Source organism: Hyphobacterium sp. CCMP332 (assembly GCF_014323565.1).
Classification (GTDB): Bacteria; Pseudomonadota; Alphaproteobacteria; order Caulobacterales; family Maricaulaceae; genus Hyphobacterium.
The window spans coordinates 503865-520382 of record NZ_CP058669.1; the positions used below are offsets into that span (position 1 = coordinate 503865).

Here is a 16518-nt window from a genome sequence, read left to right on the forward strand (position 1 = left end):
TTAAAGATGTGTAAGATGGTGACGGGGACAGGGGAGAATACCATGACAGATGCTGCAACGCCGCACGCAGGACAGGCCGCGCCGAAACTGGAACGTTTTACATCCATCGACACGCTGCGCGGCTTTGCCGTCCTCGGCATCCTGATGATGAATATCCAGGCCTTCGCCATGCACGCCAATGCCTATCAGTACCCACTCGCACACATGGATTTCACGGGCGCGAACCAGACGGTCTGGTGGATCGCCTTCACCTTCTTCGAGGTGAAGTTCATTACCATCTTTTCGGCCCTGTTCGGCGCCGGTATCGCGCTGATGCTGGGCGACGACCGCAGCCAGGGAACGCGCCAGCATTATCCGCGCATGCTCTGGCTTTTGGCCTTCGGCCTGATCCACGCCTACGTTTTCTGGTTCGGCGATATCCTCGTCACCTATGCCCTGGTCGGCATGATCGCCGTGCTCCTGCGCGGGCTTTCGGTCACCAAGCTCCTGTTCTGGGGACTGTTCGCCATCGCGATCAACGGCCTGCTGTTTCTGGGAATCTTCGCTTCGTTCAATCTCATCCCCGGCGAGATCGATCCCGTCGAATTGGGCATGATGCCGTCAGCCGAGGACTTGCAGGATACTGTCGCGCTCTACCAGTCAGGTTTCCTTGATCGTCTGCCCTACAATGCCGGCTTTGCCGCGCTGGGGCAGACCATGGGCATGATATTCTTCGGCGCGCGGACGTTCGGTCTGATGTTGATCGGCATGGCGCTGTTCAAATCGGGTTTCCTGACGGCGCGCTGGCCTATGCTGTCCTATCTGGTCTGTGGGCTGGTCGCGTTGGGCATTGGACTGCCAATTGCCGGTTGGGCCGGCAACGCGGCGATCGCGGACGGATTTGACCTGCGTCATATGTGGGAACATCAGGGCGCAAACTACTTCGCCAGCCTGCTGGTTTCCTTCGGCTACGCCTCTGTCGTGATGCTGCTCAGCAAGCTCAGCGTGTTCAAACTCATCCTCTATCCGTTCACCGCCGCCGGCCGCATGGCGTTCACCAACTATCTCAGCCAGACACTGATCATGACCTATCTGTTCGTCGGCCCGCCGGGGCTGGGCTGGTTCGGCACGCTGGAGCGCGTGGAGCAGGCCCAGCTGGTGATCACCGTCTGGATCGGTCAGCTCATCTTCTCGACGCTTTGGCTGATGGTATTCCGCTTCGGACCGTTCGAATGGCTGTGGCGCACGCTGACCTATGGCAAGCTGCAACCCATACTGAAAACCCGCGACAGCGCACCGGCTGCCGCGCCGCCGGGCGGCTAATCCGGTCTAGTGTCCGTCTTCGGGGGCGTCGGGCTGGTTTTCCGGCTTCGCCGCCTCGAAGGCGGGATGGGCGCGGGCGGCTTCATCGGCCGCTACCAGACGCGGGAAAGCCGCTAGATCCACGCCAAAGCGGCGCGCATTATACATTTGCGGCACCAGATAGATGTCGGCGAGCGTCGGCTTCGATCCCCAGAGATAGGGGCCGCCGCGGCCATCCGCCGTGACCATCGCCTCCAGCGCGGTGAACCCGTCACGGATCCAGCGCTGGGCCCAGGCTGTCACGCCATCCGCATCCTGCCCGTGTTCGGCCCGGATATATTGCAGGACGCGCAGATTCTGCAGCGGATGGATGTCGCAGCCAATGACCGCCGCATAGGCCCGGATGCGCGCGCGCTCCACAGGCGAGCCGGGCAATAGCGGAGGCTCCGGGTGGGTCTCGTCAAGATATTCCAGCAGGGCCGGCGACTGGATCAGCTGCACCCCGTCAATATCAAGGAGGGGCACCAGCCCTTGCGGATTGAGCTTTTTGTAGGCGGCTTGCCGCTGCTCCCCGTCCTTCAGATTGACGGGCACCTGATCATAGGCGATGCCCTTCAGATTGAGCGCAATGCGCAAGCGGTAGGACGTGCCGGAACGCCAGTATCCATGAAGCGTGGTCATCGTGTTCAGGCCTTTCGGTCGGTCATCTTGAAGGAAAGCGGGGGCAGGCCGTCGATCTCGGCCACGACCTTGTCGCCGGGCAGGAGCGGCCCCACGCCGGACGGTGTCCCGGTGAAAACCAGATCGCCGGGCATGAGGGTAAAATACTTGCCGATCAGGGCCAGAAGTTCGGGCAGTTTCCGGTTCATCTGGGCGAGATCGCCATCCTGCCTGACCGTGCCATTGACGCTGAGCCGGATCGCCCCGCTCTCCGGCGGTGGCCCTGGGCGCAGCGTCCCCATCACGGCACCCTGGTCAAACGCCTTGCCGGTTTCCCAGGGCCCGCCGCGTTTTTTGGCCATGCCTTGCAGATCGCGCCGGGTTAGATCAATCCCGACACCCGCCGCAATAACGCCGTCCGGACCGATGGCCGCGACCATCTCCACCTCATGATGCAGGTCAGTGGTCACAGGCGGATAGGCGACATCCGGCCCGAGGGTGAGGGCGCTGGCGGGCTTCATGAAGATGACGGGTTCAACGGCGGTATCCGTGCCGCCCATCTCCCGGATGTGCTCGGCATAATTCTGTCCGATGCAGAAAATCCGGTTCAACGGAAACGGGTTGGCCCCTTCGACAGGGACAGAAACGGGCGGGGCGGGCGTAAAAAGATAACTCATGAACATCCGCATACCGCCCCTTGAAGTTGGCGTCGAGCCGACAATTTAGTTGCAAATGTAACTAAATTCCGTCATGAGGGGGACAGGTTTTCGAGGTGCGGGCGATCCGCCCCCTCGCTGTCTGCCGACATCAAAGGAGCATGGCCATGGCTGATCTGTTTGAAAATCCGATGGGAACCGACGGGTTCGAATTTGTGGAATATACCGGCCCTGATACCGATGCGCTGGAAAAGCTGTTCCGGTCTCTGGGTTTTGCGGCGGTCTCCAAGCACAAGACCAAAGATATCACCCGTTTCAAGCAGGGCGATATCAATTTCCTTTTGAACCGGGAAAAAACCGGTCAGGCGGCCGAATTTGCCAAAATCCACGGACAGTCTGCCAATGCGATGGCCTTCCGCGTCAAGGATGCGAAATTTGCCTTTGAAGAGGCCCTGAAGCGCGGCGCTGAAGCCTTCGGTGACGGCATCTGGACCAATCCGGACGAAGTGCCTGCCATCAAGGGCATTGGCGGTTCGGTCCTCTATCTCGTCGACAAGTATGGCGACAATGGCGACATCTACGGCGATTTCGAAGCGACCGGCGAAGTCGATAATGGCGGCGTCGGGCTCGAAATTCTCGATCACCTGACCCACAATGTCGATCAGGGCCAGATGGCTGTCTGGGCCGATTTCTACGAGCGCGTCTTCAATTTCCGCGAGATCCGCTATTTCGACATCAAGGGCAAGAAGACCGGCCTGTTCTCGAAAGCGATGACCGGCCCGTGCGGCAAGCTGCGTATCCCGCTGAACGAGAGCCAGGACGACAAATCCCAGATCGCCGAATTCCTCAACGAATATAATGGCGAAGGCATCCAGCACATCGCGCTGACAACGCCGGACATCTACAAGACCGTCGATACACTGCGCGAGAATGGCGTCATCTTCCAGGACACGCCAGACACCTATTACGAGCTGATCGATGCCCGCGTACCGGGCCATGGCGAGCCGGTCGCGGAACTGGCCAAACGCCGCATCCTGCTCGATGGCGATGTCGAGAAGGAACAGGGTCTGCTCCTGCAGATTTTCACCCAGACCGTGATTGGCCCGGTCTTCTTCGAGATCATCCAGCGCAAGGGCAATGAAGGTTTCGGCGAGGGCAATTTCAAGGCCCTGTTCGAATCCATCGAGCTGGACCAGGAACGCCGCGGCGTTCTGGCCTAGGCGCACAATGCCAAGGGACGCCGCACTCCGGCTCGAGGCCTATCTGCCTTACCGCCTGTCTGTGGCGTCCAATCGCGCCAGCCGCTGGGTCGCGCGCTCCTATGAAGCCAAATTCGGCCTGTCCATCTGGCAATGGCGTGTGATGGCCGTTCTCGGCGGGGCCGACCGGCTAACCGCGCAGGAACTCACGGCCGCGACCGCCATGGACAAGGTCAATGTCTCGCGGGCGGTCCGGGCGCTGATCGAACGCGGGCTGGTGAACCGGCAAAAGCATCAGAGCGATGGCCGCTCGGCCCTGCTCGAACTCACGCCCGCCGGCCGCAGCGTCTATGACGAAGTCGCCCCGGTCGCCCTGCGCCACGAGGCGGCCTTGCTGGACGGGTTCAGCCCGGACGAGATCAGATTGCTGACGGATCTGTTGTTGCGGCTGGAAAGACGCGCTGAGGATTTGGCGCAGGATTAGGCCGTCAGGCTCATACTTATTAACTTACCTCATGGTGAGGTGCCGGCCGGAGGCCGGCCTCGAACCACGCATTACACCCCCACCACCGTCATCCCGGACGGCGTAAAACGACGATCCGGGAGCCATGCCGAGGCGTCTCCGTCCCGGCATGGGTTCTGGGTTCGCACTGATGTGCGCCTCGGAATGACGGAATTTGCGCTTTTCTGGAGCCGAACCTCGAACCACTCTGTGCGCTGGACGCCTCCTTCGAGGCTCGCTGACGCTCGCACCTCAGGATGAGGTGATTGGGATAGGATAGGTGGGGTTAACCCGGCAGAATGAACAGGGTCAGCCAGTGCGCGCGGATGGCGGGCTGTTCCTGGCCCTCAACCTCCACCGTCACATCCCAATGGCTGAGCCACTGACCCGGCTTGCGTTCTTCCACTTTCGACAGCTTGAAGTGCGCGCGGATGCGTTTGCCCACCGGCACGGGCGCGGAGAAGCGCACCTTTTCGAAGCCATAATTCATCGGAATGGCATTGGGCGGCATGGGCGGCAGGCAGGTTTCACCGAGATGCGACAGCATGGACAGGGTGAAATAGCCATGCGCAATCGTGCCGCCAAAGGGCGTTTCCGCCTTGGTGCGCTCGACATCCACATGGATGAAATTGTGGTCAACGGTAAGGTCGGCAAACTGGTTCACGCGGTCCTGATTCATTTCGAACCAGTCGGAGACGAAGGTCTGGCCAGCCAGAGAGCGATAGTCCTGAACGGTCATGATGTGATCCTATACGTGGCACAGCCAGTTGCGCGTATCTTTTGTCTTTCCGGAAAACAGGCCGACAAACGCTTCCTGCACCGACCTGGTGATCGGGTAATCGCCCGTTCCGACGTCGAGCCCATCCACCTTCTTAATCGGCGTGACTTCGGCAGCCGTCCCCGTGAAGAAGGCCTCATCCGCCGTATAGAGCGCTTCGCGCGGCAGGGCCTGCTCGACCACCTCATGGCCCATATCCGCCAATAGCTTGATGACGGTGTCGCGGGTAATGCCCTTGAGGATGGAGGCAGCGCCCGGCGGGGTGCGGATGACGCCATCCTCGATGATGAAGAGGTTTTCGCCCGATCCTTCTGACAGAAGGCCGTCCGTGCCCAGGCCAATGCCTTCGGCGACGCCGCGATCCTTGGCCTCATAGCCGATCAGCATGGAGGAGAGGTAATTGCCGCCCGCCTTAATGCCCGGCGGGATGGTGTTCGGCGCCAGCCGGTTCCAGCTGGACACGGCGACATCGACTCCATTCTCCAAAGCATCCGCGCCCAGATACGTGCCCCAGGGAAAGGCCGCGATCATCAGATGGATCGGCATGTCGCGGGCGGTCACGCCCACCGAACCCGCTCCGCGAAACGCCAGCGGCCGGATATAGCCCGCCGTCAGCTTGTTATCGCGCACGGCCGCGCAGCAGGCCTCGCAGACGGTCTGGACATCATAAGGGATTTCGATTCGATACATCCGCGCCGAGCGGTAAAGCCGCTTGATATGGTCTTCCAGGCGGAAAATCGTCGGGCCGTCCGGCGTATCATAGACGCGAATACCCTCGAAGACGGACGAGCCATAATGCAGGGCATGGCTCATCACATGCACCGTACAGTCTTCCCAGCGGCGCATCTCGCCATCCATCCAGATAAAGTCAGCTTTTTTCAACGCATTTCCTCCTGATGAATGGTGTTCGCCGGAAGAGATACGACAAAAAGCCGGAAAGGGGGAGGGGGCGGAATCGGTCCGCTCCTAATCCTTCCCCGCCTCGATCGCCTTGAGGATCAGCTGGCGCGCAACATCCGCCCCTTTCCAGCCCTGCACCTTCACCCATTTATTGGGCTCAAGATCCTTGTAGTGCTCGAAGAAGTGCGTGATCCGCGCCAGTTGCGCCGGCAGGATGTCGGAATAATCCTTCACGTCATCATAATAGGGCGTCAGCTTGTGATGCGGCGCGGCGAGGATTTTTTCATCCAGCCCGCTTTCATCTTCCATCAGCAGGACACCGATCGGGCGCGCGCGCACCACACATCCCGGGATCAGCGTGGTCGAGCCCAGGAGCAGGACGTCAATCGGGTCGCCATCATCCGACAGCGTGTGAGGGATGAATCCGTAATTGCACGGATAGCGCATCGGCGTATGCAGGAAGCGATCCACGAAGACCGCGCCAGAGGCCTTGTCCATCTCGTACTTGATCGGATCACCGCCGATCGGCACTTCCACGATCATGTTGAAATCTTCGGGCGGGTTCTCACCGATGGAGATGGCGTCGATTTTCATGGGCTGGGGTCCTGCATTCCGGGGAGGCGCGGCATAACCGCAGAGGCCCGTCAGGGCAAGCTTTCAAATTCACGCACATGGATAGTGTCGCCAAACTCGGACATGTCGTCATTGGCATCATTCACGGCCAGCCAGAAGCGCACCGGCGCTTCACTGTCTCCGGCAATCCAGACAATCGGCCAGTCCCCGGCGGCGCGGGTCGAGCGCACCGCATGTTCACGCGCTTCGGTTGACGCATCTGCGCTTTCGAAATGCCCGGCACTTGCCACCAGCTGGAAGCCGTTGGCGGCCCCCGCACCGGACAGGCGGACGGTGATGTCGTATCGCTCGCCCGGCGTGTAAGAGGCGGGCAGTCCGTCCAGCGACAGGCGCGGGGAGGCCGTCTGCAACACACCATCCCAGTGGCAGCTATAGCACGTGCCGGTGTCCGGTGCGCCGGCATGGCCCCAGGGCGCGCCTTCGGGATAGACGCCACCGGCGAGCAGAAGCGCCAGCCAGATCACTCCTGCGGCATCACCACGGCGCGGCCGATTGTATTGGTGTCGGCCCCGAACCATATCTCGCCCGTGGGCTCATAAAACTGCATGTGCCGGATCGTGCCGCCGCCCGAGGGCACTAAGGTTTGCGAAAAGAAGGTTTCGCTGGCCGGATCAAAGCCGACGAAATTGTTGGCCTCCGGTCCGGTCTCGACAAACCAGATGCGGTTTTGCGCATCGACGGCCATCGCATAGGGACGGCTTTCTGCGCCGTTTGGTGCGGGCCATTCTTCCACCCCGCCAGTGGCCGGATCAAACGCACCGACATAGCCTTCGGCGTAATCAACATACCAGATATAGCCATTATCCGTGATGCCGATACGGCGCGGACGTGCGGCTTCGCGCGGCAATGTGACCTCGGTGATTTGCAACGTATCCGGATTAATTGCGGCAATCTTGTTGGTGCCCAGCAGCACCACCCAGACCATGCCATTGGCCCCGATCTCGATGCCATAGGGCCGCGCCCCTTCGGTCGGGACATCAATGATATCCACCTCATAGGTCGAGACATTCAGGCGGCCGATCTTGTTGGCACCCTGCGCGGTAAACCACAGATACTGTCCGCCCTGGTCCATGATCAGCGTGTGCGGGTCGCGCGGAATGCCATCGGGCATCTCGATGCGCATGAACTGGTTGGTCGCCTGAGAATAGCGGCCGATATAGGCATCGCGATTGCCGGCAATCCAGATATTGCCCTCGGCATCGACGATCTGGTTGTGCGGCCCGGTACCGGCGGGCAGGTCCAGACGCCCGATCTCGCCGGTGGCCGGTTCCAGCCAGCCCAGATAATCGCCGCGCTGACCGACAAACCAGACGCGCTCGCCATCCGCCGTGAAGGGATCGCGCGGGCGGGTGTCTTCATAGGGCACCCACCATTCGTCGATCTGCACATCATCGCCGTCCATGGTCGCGGCATTGGTGTAATCCTGTGCCAGGGCCGGGCTGGCAGCGAGGGCGAAAATGGAGGTCAGAAATGGCACAGCTAGAAGCGCCAGAGACATATTCCGTGATCTTCGCCCGCAAATTGCTGCAGCCGAAAACACGCGATCCAAAACTGACATATATCCCCCAGCGTCGCTGCTATGGCGACTTATTATCATTTTGTTAATATTTGCATTTTTTATGCAATGACGCAAATGGCTTCCCCTACGGTGGTCTTCCCCTCGACAATGGCCGGGTCTTCGCAAGAGGCCTGCCAAGGCGGTAAAGATTTTCGACGGCGGATACAGGGCGCGCGCTCGGCCTCAAATACAATCCCGAAACGGGTGAGGGGAAAGACGGTCCGCGGTCTTCGACGTTGCGAAGTAGTCAGTTGAAACTGACTCCTCCCGACGCCACAGGCTTCGCAAGCGCGACTGCGCGCCCGCAGCTTTAGCGAGGAAAGTCCGAGCGGAGGCGAGAGAGGATAGAAAAGTTGGTTTGCCCGGCCGAAGCTCACGTCAGCGATCGAAAAATGGTGCGCCCACAAGGATTCGAACCTTGGACCCGCTGATTAAGAGTCAGCTGCTCTACCAACTGAGCTATAGGCGCACATAGCCATCTCAGGCGGGGGCTGGCCCCGCTGGAAGGCCGCGGAACATACGCCTGAATTTGACAAAATCAAGACGGTTTCCACGCCCGGCAAGGAAATCATAACCGCTCTGCGCTATCAGGGCAGGCTCGCAACCTGCCGGAAGGACTGGCGTCATGATTTTCGATCGCGCCCATCTCAATCAGTACACCGCCGGTGACGCCGCGCTGGAAGCCGAACTTGTCGGCCTGCTGCGCGATCAGGCGGAGCGCTGCCTGGGCGCGATGCAAGCGGCGACGGACATCAATGCCTGGCGGGCGGCCGCCCATACGCTGAAAGGCGCATCGCGCGGCGTCGGCGCGTTCGAACTGGGCGAGGCCTGTCAGCGGGCCGAAGACGCGCCGCAAGCCGCCTGGCCCATGGCGGTCATCGAAGTGCGCCGGGCCGCCGATGCGGCGTTCGCCGAAATCGACAGTGTTCTGGCGGCCTAGGCGCGCGTTTTGTCCCAGACGGTAAATTCGTACGCAATCGAGGCTTCCACCAGGGTTTCCCAGACGGGTTCGGCAATGGCGCGCGGCAGGCCGGCGGCATCAGCGGCCGCGCCCACCTTGGTCAGGACATCCTGTTTGCGTGCTTCATCGCGTACCGCGTCCCGGTCCGGCTTGATCCGGGCAGCGGCCTCCATATAGCCGGTGCGGATCGCGATCAGCCGCACCAGCTCGCGATCTATCGCATCCACGCCTTCGCGCACTTCCGGCATGGTCTGGCAGTCTTCGGGCGCGTTTGCGTTCGTCAGGGTCACAATCTTGTTGCTCGCATTTGGTGTCGTCTCCTTCTATGGCCAAGTCGCGCCAGCGCCAAGTCATTGGCCTGCGGCACGCAGCCGCGCTAGTCTGGCCGCCAGAGGTGAGGAGATTCGGGCATGTCGAACATTACGCTTTATGGTTCCTCCACCAGCGGCAATTGCCTGAAGACGCGCTGGATCGCGGACCTGATGGGCGTCGCCTATGACTGGCGCGAGATGGACGTTTTTGCGGGTGACACGCGCACTGAGGACTTCCTGGCGCTCAATCCGGCCGGACAGGTGCCCTGCATGGTGCGCGAGGACGGGCGCATACTGGCCCAGTCGAACGCCATCATGCTCTATCTGGCCGAAGGCTCGGCCCTCGTTCCCGACGATGCGTTTGACCGCGCCAAGATGATGGAATGGATGTTCTGGGAGCAATATTCCCACGAGCCCGCCATCGCCGTGCGCCGCGCGCAACTGAAATTTATGAATGTGCCGGAAGCCGAAATCGACCCCATGCTGATGCAGAAGGGCCGCCGCGCACTCGGCGTGATGGAATTGCGCCTGATGGCCCGCGATTTCATTGTCGGTGAACATTTCACGCTCGCCGATGTCGCCCTCGTCGCCTATACGCGCGTCGCCCATGAAGGCGGGTTCGATCTGGCGGATTTCCCGGCCGTGCGCTCATGGGTGCACCGGGTCGAGCGCGAACTGGGCCTGGAACCGGCGGAATACGAAAACATCGAGCTAGCCTGACACAATAAATTCATGAGAATTTTCAGCCGTTCTACTTGCGATTGCGCTGCCCATCTGGTTGTCTGTGTCGGGGGTCGGGGAGAGAAAAATGTATCGTATCGGCCTTTTGGCTGCCCTTTTGACCGCCTGCACGCCAGCGGCTTTTGGCCAGCAATTGCACATCCAGTTTGAGGTGGAGCAGTTCGCATCACCCGAAGCGGCCGAAGCCTATCTGCGGCAAACGGCTTCCGGCGCGGCGATCACGATCTCTGATCTGAATCTGACGGCAGGAACCGCCGGCATTGAAGGGGCACCGGGACGGCTTTTCCGTGCCGACCCGGTCTATCGCAGTGTCGTGGAAGACGCAGCCTCTCCCGTTGGTCACCGTTACGAGCTCGACCTGTCAAACGAGACGGCCATTGCCATGCGCGGCGAAGTCACGCCCTTGCGTCCGCACCGCCGGACCGGATGGGCCGGTGAACAATTGCGGGTCGTGGCCTACAGCGGTACGGGCGAACAGATTGCGGAGGCCTTCGTCGCCGATCCGCGATTTGTGCGCTATGAGGGATGGGACGGGGACGGGGCCCATATTGCAGGCTCGAACCACAGCTTTGTGCAGGACGTCCCGTTGCCGCCTCTGGCGGTGAGCTTGCCAGCGAATGCCGCGCGCATTGAGGTCTATGATCAGGCCGGGTCGATACAGGCACCAGCTGATGGACGCCGCATTGGCATTATTTCTGCCACCCGGATTGTGGCGGTGCCGCAATGATACGCCTCTGCGCCCTTGCCGTTCTGGCACTCGCCAGCCGGCCGATGTCTGCCGCTGCACAGGTCGCGCCGCACACGCTGGTTCCGATCTATTCAACCGGAGATCCAGACAGCCGGATCAATTATGTGATCATGGCAGATGGCTTCGCCGCTGCCGAACAGGACGCCTTTCGCACGGCGGCCGACGGTTTTCGCGATTTTCTGATCGGTGGCTCGCCCTATGCGCGCTACGGTGAACACTTCAACGTTTATCGGCTGGAAACCATCAGCAATGAATCCGGCGTGTCCACGCCGGGAAACCCTGTGGACACGGCACTGAGGTCCGAACTCGGTTGTTTCGATATTGACCGTTTACTCTGCGCCAACTCTCAGCGGGCAGGCGATATGCTTGCCGCAGCGGCACCCGATATCAATTTTCATATCCGGCTGATTGTCGTGAATTCCCAGCAATATGGCGGCGGTGGCGGGTTTTATGCCACGACGACGCTGAATGCTGCGGCTCCGTCGGTTTTCCAGCATGAGATCGGTCACAGCTTTGTTTCGCTGGATGATGAATATGTCGACAACAATATCTGCGCCCGGCAGCCCGGCCTTTATGGCCCGCCCAATGAGTTGAACACCACGGAACAGACCACGCGGGAAAACAGTCCCTGGCAGCCCTGGATCGATGCGCAGACCCCCATCCCGACCACAGCTCAGGCGGATGCGGTTCCGGGCATGTATGCGGGCGGCCATTACTGCCCCACGGGGGTCTATCGCCCGACCTATAACTCCCTGATGCGTTCCCTCAATCGTCCGATGGAGCAGATCAATACTGAGGAGTTCGTCCGTGGATTCAATCGCACAGCCCCGGGGATTGACGATGTCAGCCCAACAGCCGGCGATCTGACCGTCACCCGCAATTCCCGCACGCGCCTGTCGGTCATTCCCAAAACGATTGACGGCCGGGCCTTTGACATCACCTGGCGGGTTAATGGCGGCGTTGTCCAGACAGCTTCGCAACAGGCCGGCCTTGAAGCGCCTGCCGCGGACGGTATCGGATTCAGTGCGTCGGCGACCCGTTTGGTCTTCGATGCGGCGCAATATGGCGCTGGCCAGCATTCCGTGACGGCCACCGTTCAGGATGTGACGGAACTGGTCCGTCATGATCCTGATGGTGATACCGTCCATGAACGGACATGGACGATTACTGTGGAGGATCGTGACACGCCTGATGCACGTTTGGTGGCGGCGGTACTGCCCAATGCACGATCCATGTCAGGGTTCGCGCCAGCGACTGCCTTTGCGACGGTTATCAATAGTGGCTCGGTGGAGGCAACCAATTGTGCGTTGGCCCTGCAAGATACGGCTGGCGGTGCTTCGGTGCCCGCCTTTGCCTATCGCCAGACGGATCCGGTGACAAACACGCCAGTCGGGCCGGACAGTCCGGTATTGAATATTCCTGCCGGCGGTTCGGCGAGTTTTGTTTTCTCGGCGACCTATTCATCGGCTGCATCGAATGACGAGGTCTTCGTGGTTGCGGACTGCGAAAATTCTGACCCGTCTCTTCGGGGGTCAGGCGTCAATTCGGCGATTCTTTCGGCGTCGGCTGGCAATTCACCGGACATTGTTTCGGTGTCGGCCACAATCAGCACACCGGGTATCGCGGACTTGCCGAGCGATGGCCGCAGGGCCGCCGTCGCCCTTTCGGCTGTGAATATTGGATCGGCGGGCACGGTAACACTGCGCGGGGATCTGGGCCCGGCTGCCCTGCCACTCGAGATCGAGTTTTGTGAGACCGATCCGGTGGCTGGAACATGCACTGGCGAACGGGCGAACTGGCTGGACGTCACTTTTGCGCAAAACGAGGTCAAGACCTTCGCAATGTTCATTCGGGCCCACGGTCCGATCCGCTTTGTGCCGGAACGCTTCCGCGCTTTCGCGATCTTCCAGGAAAGCCGCGACGTCTCCCGTGGCGGTACCAGCGTGGCGGTCAGAACGGTGGAATAGGGCGGGGCGGTCAGCTGGCCTGACGCCCCAACGCCTTCAGCGCCCCAGCTCCTTCATTGCATTGTCGACCCCTTCCAGGGTGAGCGGGAACATGCGGTGTGGGCCAATAATGTCCTGGATGAGCCGGATGGAATAGGCGTGCTGCCACCATTTCTCCGGCTCGGGATTGAGCCAGACGAGGTCGGGATACTGTTCCACCAGCCGGTTGATCCAGACCGCGCCGGCTTCCTCGTTCCAGCCCTCGACCGAGCCGCCGGCATGGGTGATTTCATAGGGCGCCATGGAGGCATCGCCGACGACCACAATCTTCCAGTCTCGGCCGTATTTGTGCAGCAAGTCCATCGTCGGAATGGTCTCCGACCGGCGGCGGTAATTTGACTTCCACACGCCCTCATAGATGCAATTGTGGAAGTAGTAATATTCGAGATTCTTGAAGGTCGAGCGCGCCGCCGAGAACAATTCCTCGCAGGATTTGACGTAAGGATCCATCGAGCCGCCGACATCGAACAGCACCAGCACCTTGATCGCATTGCGCCGTTCCGGGCGCATCTTCACATCCAGCCAGCCCTGCCGCGCGGTCGCATCAATCGTATGGTCGAGGTCAAACTCCTCGCGCGCGCTATCGCGCGAGAATTTCCGCAGCCGCCGCAGCGCGACCTTCAGATTGCGCGTGCCCAGCTCGCGCTCGCCATCCAGATCCTTGTAGCGCCGCTGCTCCCAGACTTTCGCGCCCTTCTTGTGGGTGGATTTGCCGCCAATGCGCACCCCGGACGGATTATATCCGCCATGGCCATAGGGAGAGGTGCCGCCCGTACCGATCCATTTCGAGCCGCCCTCATGGCGCTCATCCTGTTCTTCCAGACGCTTTTTGAGCGTCTCCATCAACTCCTCGAAGGAGAGCGCTTGCAGTGCCTCCATCTCCTCCGGCGTCAGCAGCTTTTCCATCGCCTGGCGCAGCCATTCGGCCGGAATGTCCTCGGTTTCAAACAGGATGGAAAGCGCCTCCACGCCCTTGAAGACATGGCCGAATACGGCATCGAACTTGTCGTAATTGCGCTCGTCCTTCACCAGTGCGGCGCGGCTGACCGAATAGAAATGATCGATTTCCGAACGCACCGCGCCTTTGTCCAGCGCTTCCAGAAGCGTCAGATATTCCCGCGTCGTGACGGGAATTTTCGCAGCGCGCAGATGGGTGAAGAATTGGTGCAGCATAGCACCTAAGCTAGCGCAGAAGCACGTTGGTGCAACGGTCTAGTCATCGGTTGCATTTGAAATGTTGATGATCGATTGGCCGTCCGCGTCGATATAGACGCCAATCGACGGCTCGATATCGCCAGCGGCGATTTGTGCGATATGATCAAGGAAGCCCAGCGCGGACGGCGGGCCGTTATAGACGCCGTAAGTGTCCACCTGCCGGTCCAGGTGCTGGCTCATAATGAACGGGGTTCCCGACCGCGTGCGGCCCATGCTTCGCTCGACATTCCGCAAAGACCTGCTTTCTGCTGCGAGAATGTAGGGCACCTCGCCGTCCGATGGGCGGGCCACAAAACGCTGCGGCCGTCCGCGCCGGTCGACTTCGGCATAGGCAATCGCAAGACTGCCGATATCGAGGCGTTGAATGAAGCAATCGAGCGTATTGTCATCTGGCTGAAAAACGCCGACGGGATGGGGAAGCATGGAGGCCGTCAGCATTGTCAAGGAAACCCCCGCGATTTCTTCTTCGCGGCCGAACTCACGTCGCCCGCGTGACAGATCACAGCGGGAGAGGTGTTCATTCATACGTTCGAGACTGGCAAAGGCTTCTGTGAGCAGGTCATCGTGCAACACCTCGGGAATTGCGGTATCGGAATAGGAATCCAGCGTGACTGCCCAATCGCCAGACAAGGCGCGCCAGACCTGCATGGCACGGTCATCCAAATTGGCGACGTGATAGGTTAACGCTTGCCCGTTATGGATGAGCGGCACACCTTCAATGAATTCGGTTTGGGCCATCTCCGCTGAAAAGACGGCGGCAATATTTGCAATATGGTCCTGATCTGCGGGCCGATAAATATTAAAGCTTAAGCCTGAGCCGGGAGCTGCCGGATCAAGATAAATGCAGTTAGCGCCTAGACCGCTGGGCGAGTCAGCTTGCCATTGTGATAACGGCCAGTCATTCAGGGCTTGCGGGCACAAAAAGCCTGTAAATCTATGTCGCTGGCCATCGCGTTCAGCATTCCAGACCAGCGCCAGTCGTCCAGCATTCAATGACAGCAATTCTGCTTGCAGGCGTTGATGGCGGTCCAAGGCATCTTGCTGACGCGCGGCTTCGGCCTGACGTTCGAGGAAAGGGCGGAGCAGATCAGGCTGACCGCCGAGATTCTCACGTACCAGCTGGGCTCCGGCAAAGGCCTGGTTTTCAGCGTCCAGCCAGCGGCCCGCCGCCATGGCGATATTCATCGCGAGGTCATAGGCGCGCAGACGCTCTTCATCCGTGTCGGCGATGTCCAGCAAGCCCGTCGCGGCATCATAGCCTGCGGCGAGGTCGCCATCCTCGGCGATAAAAATGGCGTGGTTGATCGCATCAATATAGTCGTCGCTGACTTGGGCTTGGGAAGCCGAGAGTGAACTGACCAACCATACAACAGTGCAAAACAATCTGAACATGACGCCTCCTGATAACGCAATTCAGCACAACCGTGGGCATAGTGCGAGTGAAAACAGGCGATGCCGTTGTCGAGGCCGGGTAGCATCCCGGCCCCTTTGACTGCAGCATGGTCAGGGTGCCATAGCCTCCAACACGCCCACATCCTGCTGCATCAACGCATCCGACGCCGCGGCGATCCGCTCCACCGGCCAATCCCACCAGGCCAGATCCAGCATCCGGGCAATGTCGGCCTCGCGCAGGCGGTATTTCACGATCCTTGCCGGATTGCCCGCGACGATGGCATAGGGTGGCACATCGGAGGCAACCACGGCCTTAGCGGCTATGATCGCGCCATGGCCCACGGTCACGCCGGGCAGGATCGTCGCATCCCAGCCAACCCAGACATCATGGCCGATCGTGATCCCGCCCTTGTTCGGCCAGGGGCCGGGATCGGGCGCGCCAAACGCCGCGCCGAAAATCGGGAAAGGGAAGGTGGACAGCCGGTCGGCGAAATGATTGCCGCCATTGAGCACGAAGCTCGCCCCCTGCGCGATGGAGCAGAACTTGCCGATGACCAATTGGTCCGCGATGAAGTCGAAGGCGTATTTGATGTTGTCTGAAAACGCTTCCGGATCATCAAAGGAGTGGAAATAGGAATACTCCCCGGCGGACGCCTTGGGATGGTCCTTCAGGAGCGGTTTCAGGAAAAAGATAGACGGGGCGGCCGCAACCGGACGCAGAGTGTCGGGAGACAGGGGCATGGAGATGACCTCGCAAGCAGGCAATTCACTGGAATGTCTGGTGCTTGCGGGTAGCCCCGGAAGCACGGATCTAGCCGTGCTGAATCATGTCACTCTCCCGATAACCGCATCGGAATTTACCAGAACCTCCGGCAATGAAAAAGGGCCGCAAAGCACGAGGGACAGGGGAGTGCTTTGCGGCCCGGCAGGCCCCGCCATCTTGGGGAAGGCGCGGGGGCTACGGACTGGGCGTTGTC

18 protein-coding genes and 1 tRNA gene are annotated in these 16518 nt (G+C 60.5%); 7 read left to right on the forward strand and 12 right to left on the reverse strand.

The window, feature by feature from the left end; translation table 11 throughout:
- The first annotated feature begins 42 nt into the window (after positions 1 to 42).
- Positions 43 to 1302, forward strand: coding sequence for a DUF418 domain-containing protein (locus HXX25_RS02560; protein ID WP_187166965.1), 1260 nt, complete (start codon positions 43 to 45; stop codon positions 1300 to 1302).
- A gap of 6 nt (positions 1303 to 1308) precedes the next feature.
- On the opposite strand, the gene maiA is transcribed toward HXX25_RS02560, so the two are convergent.
- Both maiA and HXX25_RS02570 read right to left on the reverse strand, forming a co-directional pair.
- The gene (maiA, locus tag HXX25_RS02565; protein ID WP_187166966.1) at positions 1309 to 1962 is read right to left on the reverse strand and encodes a maleylacetoacetate isomerase; all 654 of its coding nucleotides are present in this window, start codon (positions 1960 to 1962) and stop codon (positions 1309 to 1311) included.
- A 5-nt stretch (positions 1963 to 1967) separates the two neighbouring features.
- Positions 1968 to 2618: a fumarylacetoacetate hydrolase family protein gene (locus tag HXX25_RS02570; RefSeq protein ID WP_187166967.1), complete on the reverse strand. Its 651-nt coding sequence runs from the start codon at positions 2616 to 2618 to the stop codon at positions 1968 to 1970.
- Between the two features lie 146 nt (positions 2619 to 2764).
- Between HXX25_RS02570 and hppD the strand changes: the two genes are divergently transcribed.
- Entirely contained in the window at positions 2765 to 3817 is a 1053-nt protein-coding gene (gene hppD / locus HXX25_RS02575; protein WP_187166968.1) for a 4-hydroxyphenylpyruvate dioxygenase, read from the forward strand.
- A 7-nt stretch (positions 3818 to 3824) separates the two neighbouring features.
- A complete protein-coding gene (locus HXX25_RS02580) occupies positions 3825 to 4280 on the forward strand; it encodes a MarR family winged helix-turn-helix transcriptional regulator (RefSeq protein WP_187166969.1) in 456 nt (151 codons plus the stop codon).
- A 304-nt stretch (positions 4281 to 4584) separates the two neighbouring features.
- Here HXX25_RS02580 and HXX25_RS02585 read toward each other — a convergent pair whose 3' ends face one another.
- The 6 genes from HXX25_RS02585 to HXX25_RS02610 form a co-directional block, all read right to left on the reverse strand.
- The gene (locus HXX25_RS02585; RefSeq protein ID WP_187166970.1) at positions 4585 to 5037 is read right to left on the reverse strand and encodes a MaoC family dehydratase; all 453 of its coding nucleotides are present in this window, start codon (positions 5035 to 5037) and stop codon (positions 4585 to 4587) included.
- Between the two features lie 9 nt (positions 5038 to 5046).
- On the reverse strand, positions 5047 to 5958 hold the full coding sequence (locus HXX25_RS02590; RefSeq protein ID WP_233346841.1) for a branched-chain amino acid transaminase: 912 nt from the start codon (positions 5956 to 5958) through the stop codon (positions 5047 to 5049).
- An 84-nt stretch (positions 5959 to 6042) separates the two neighbouring features.
- The gene (gene ppa / locus HXX25_RS02595) at positions 6043 to 6570 is read right to left on the reverse strand and encodes an inorganic diphosphatase (RefSeq protein WP_187166971.1); all 528 of its coding nucleotides are present in this window, start codon (positions 6568 to 6570) and stop codon (positions 6043 to 6045) included.
- A 50-nt stretch (positions 6571 to 6620) separates the two neighbouring features.
- Positions 6621 to 7073, reverse strand: coding sequence for a choice-of-anchor V domain-containing protein (locus HXX25_RS02600; RefSeq protein ID WP_187166972.1), 453 nt, complete (start codon positions 7071 to 7073; stop codon positions 6621 to 6623).
- Positions 7070 to 8107 (reverse strand): lyase, encoded by a 1038-nt coding sequence (locus HXX25_RS02605; RefSeq protein WP_187166973.1) that lies wholly within the window; start codon positions 8105 to 8107, stop codon positions 7070 to 7072. Before HXX25_RS02605 ends, HXX25_RS02600 begins: the two co-directional genes overlap by 4 nt.
- Positions 8108 to 8560: 453 nt before the next feature.
- A tRNA-Lys gene (locus HXX25_RS02610) sits at positions 8561 to 8636 on the reverse strand.
- A 156-nt stretch (positions 8637 to 8792) separates the two neighbouring features.
- Between HXX25_RS02610 and HXX25_RS02615 the strand changes: the two genes are divergently transcribed.
- Positions 8793 to 9107, forward strand: coding sequence for an Hpt domain-containing protein (locus tag HXX25_RS02615; RefSeq protein ID WP_187166974.1), 315 nt, complete (start codon positions 8793 to 8795; stop codon positions 9105 to 9107).
- On the opposite strand, the gene HXX25_RS02620 is transcribed toward HXX25_RS02615, so the two are convergent.
- On the reverse strand, positions 9104 to 9376 hold the full coding sequence (locus HXX25_RS02620) for a chorismate mutase (protein ID WP_187167730.1): 273 nt from the start codon (positions 9374 to 9376) through the stop codon (positions 9104 to 9106). The genes HXX25_RS02615 and HXX25_RS02620 overlap by 4 nt on opposite strands.
- Positions 9377 to 9538: 162 nt before the next feature.
- On the opposite strand from HXX25_RS02620, the gene HXX25_RS02625 reads away from it, so the two are divergent.
- The 3 genes from HXX25_RS02625 (at position 9539) to HXX25_RS02635 (ending at position 12895) form a co-directional block, all read left to right on the forward strand.
- The gene (locus tag HXX25_RS02625; protein ID WP_187166975.1) at positions 9539 to 10159 is read left to right on the forward strand and encodes a glutathione S-transferase family protein; all 621 of its coding nucleotides are present in this window, start codon (positions 9539 to 9541) and stop codon (positions 10157 to 10159) included.
- A gap of 88 nt (positions 10160 to 10247) precedes the next feature.
- The gene (locus tag HXX25_RS02630; protein WP_187166976.1) at positions 10248 to 10907 is read left to right on the forward strand and encodes a hypothetical protein; all 660 of its coding nucleotides are present in this window, start codon (positions 10248 to 10250) and stop codon (positions 10905 to 10907) included.
- Positions 10904 to 12895 (forward strand): M64 family metallopeptidase, encoded by a 1992-nt coding sequence (locus tag HXX25_RS02635; RefSeq protein WP_187166977.1) that lies wholly within the window; start codon positions 10904 to 10906, stop codon positions 12893 to 12895. Before HXX25_RS02630 ends, HXX25_RS02635 begins: the two co-directional genes overlap by 4 nt.
- A 36-nt stretch (positions 12896 to 12931) precedes the next feature.
- Here HXX25_RS02635 and HXX25_RS02640 read toward each other — a convergent pair whose 3' ends face one another.
- The 3 genes from HXX25_RS02640 to HXX25_RS02650 form a co-directional block, all read right to left on the reverse strand.
- Positions 12932 to 14107: a VWA domain-containing protein gene (locus HXX25_RS02640; RefSeq protein WP_187166978.1), complete on the reverse strand. Its 1176-nt coding sequence runs from the start codon at positions 14105 to 14107 to the stop codon at positions 12932 to 12934.
- A gap of 39 nt (positions 14108 to 14146) precedes the next feature.
- The gene (locus tag HXX25_RS02645; protein ID WP_187166979.1) at positions 14147 to 15541 is read right to left on the reverse strand and encodes a hypothetical protein; all 1395 of its coding nucleotides are present in this window, start codon (positions 15539 to 15541) and stop codon (positions 14147 to 14149) included.
- Positions 15542 to 15652: 111 nt separating this feature from the next.
- Positions 15653 to 16282 (reverse strand): CatB-related O-acetyltransferase, encoded by a 630-nt coding sequence (locus HXX25_RS02650; RefSeq protein WP_187166980.1) that lies wholly within the window; start codon positions 16280 to 16282, stop codon positions 15653 to 15655.
- Between the last annotated feature and the right edge of the window lie 236 nt (positions 16283 to 16518).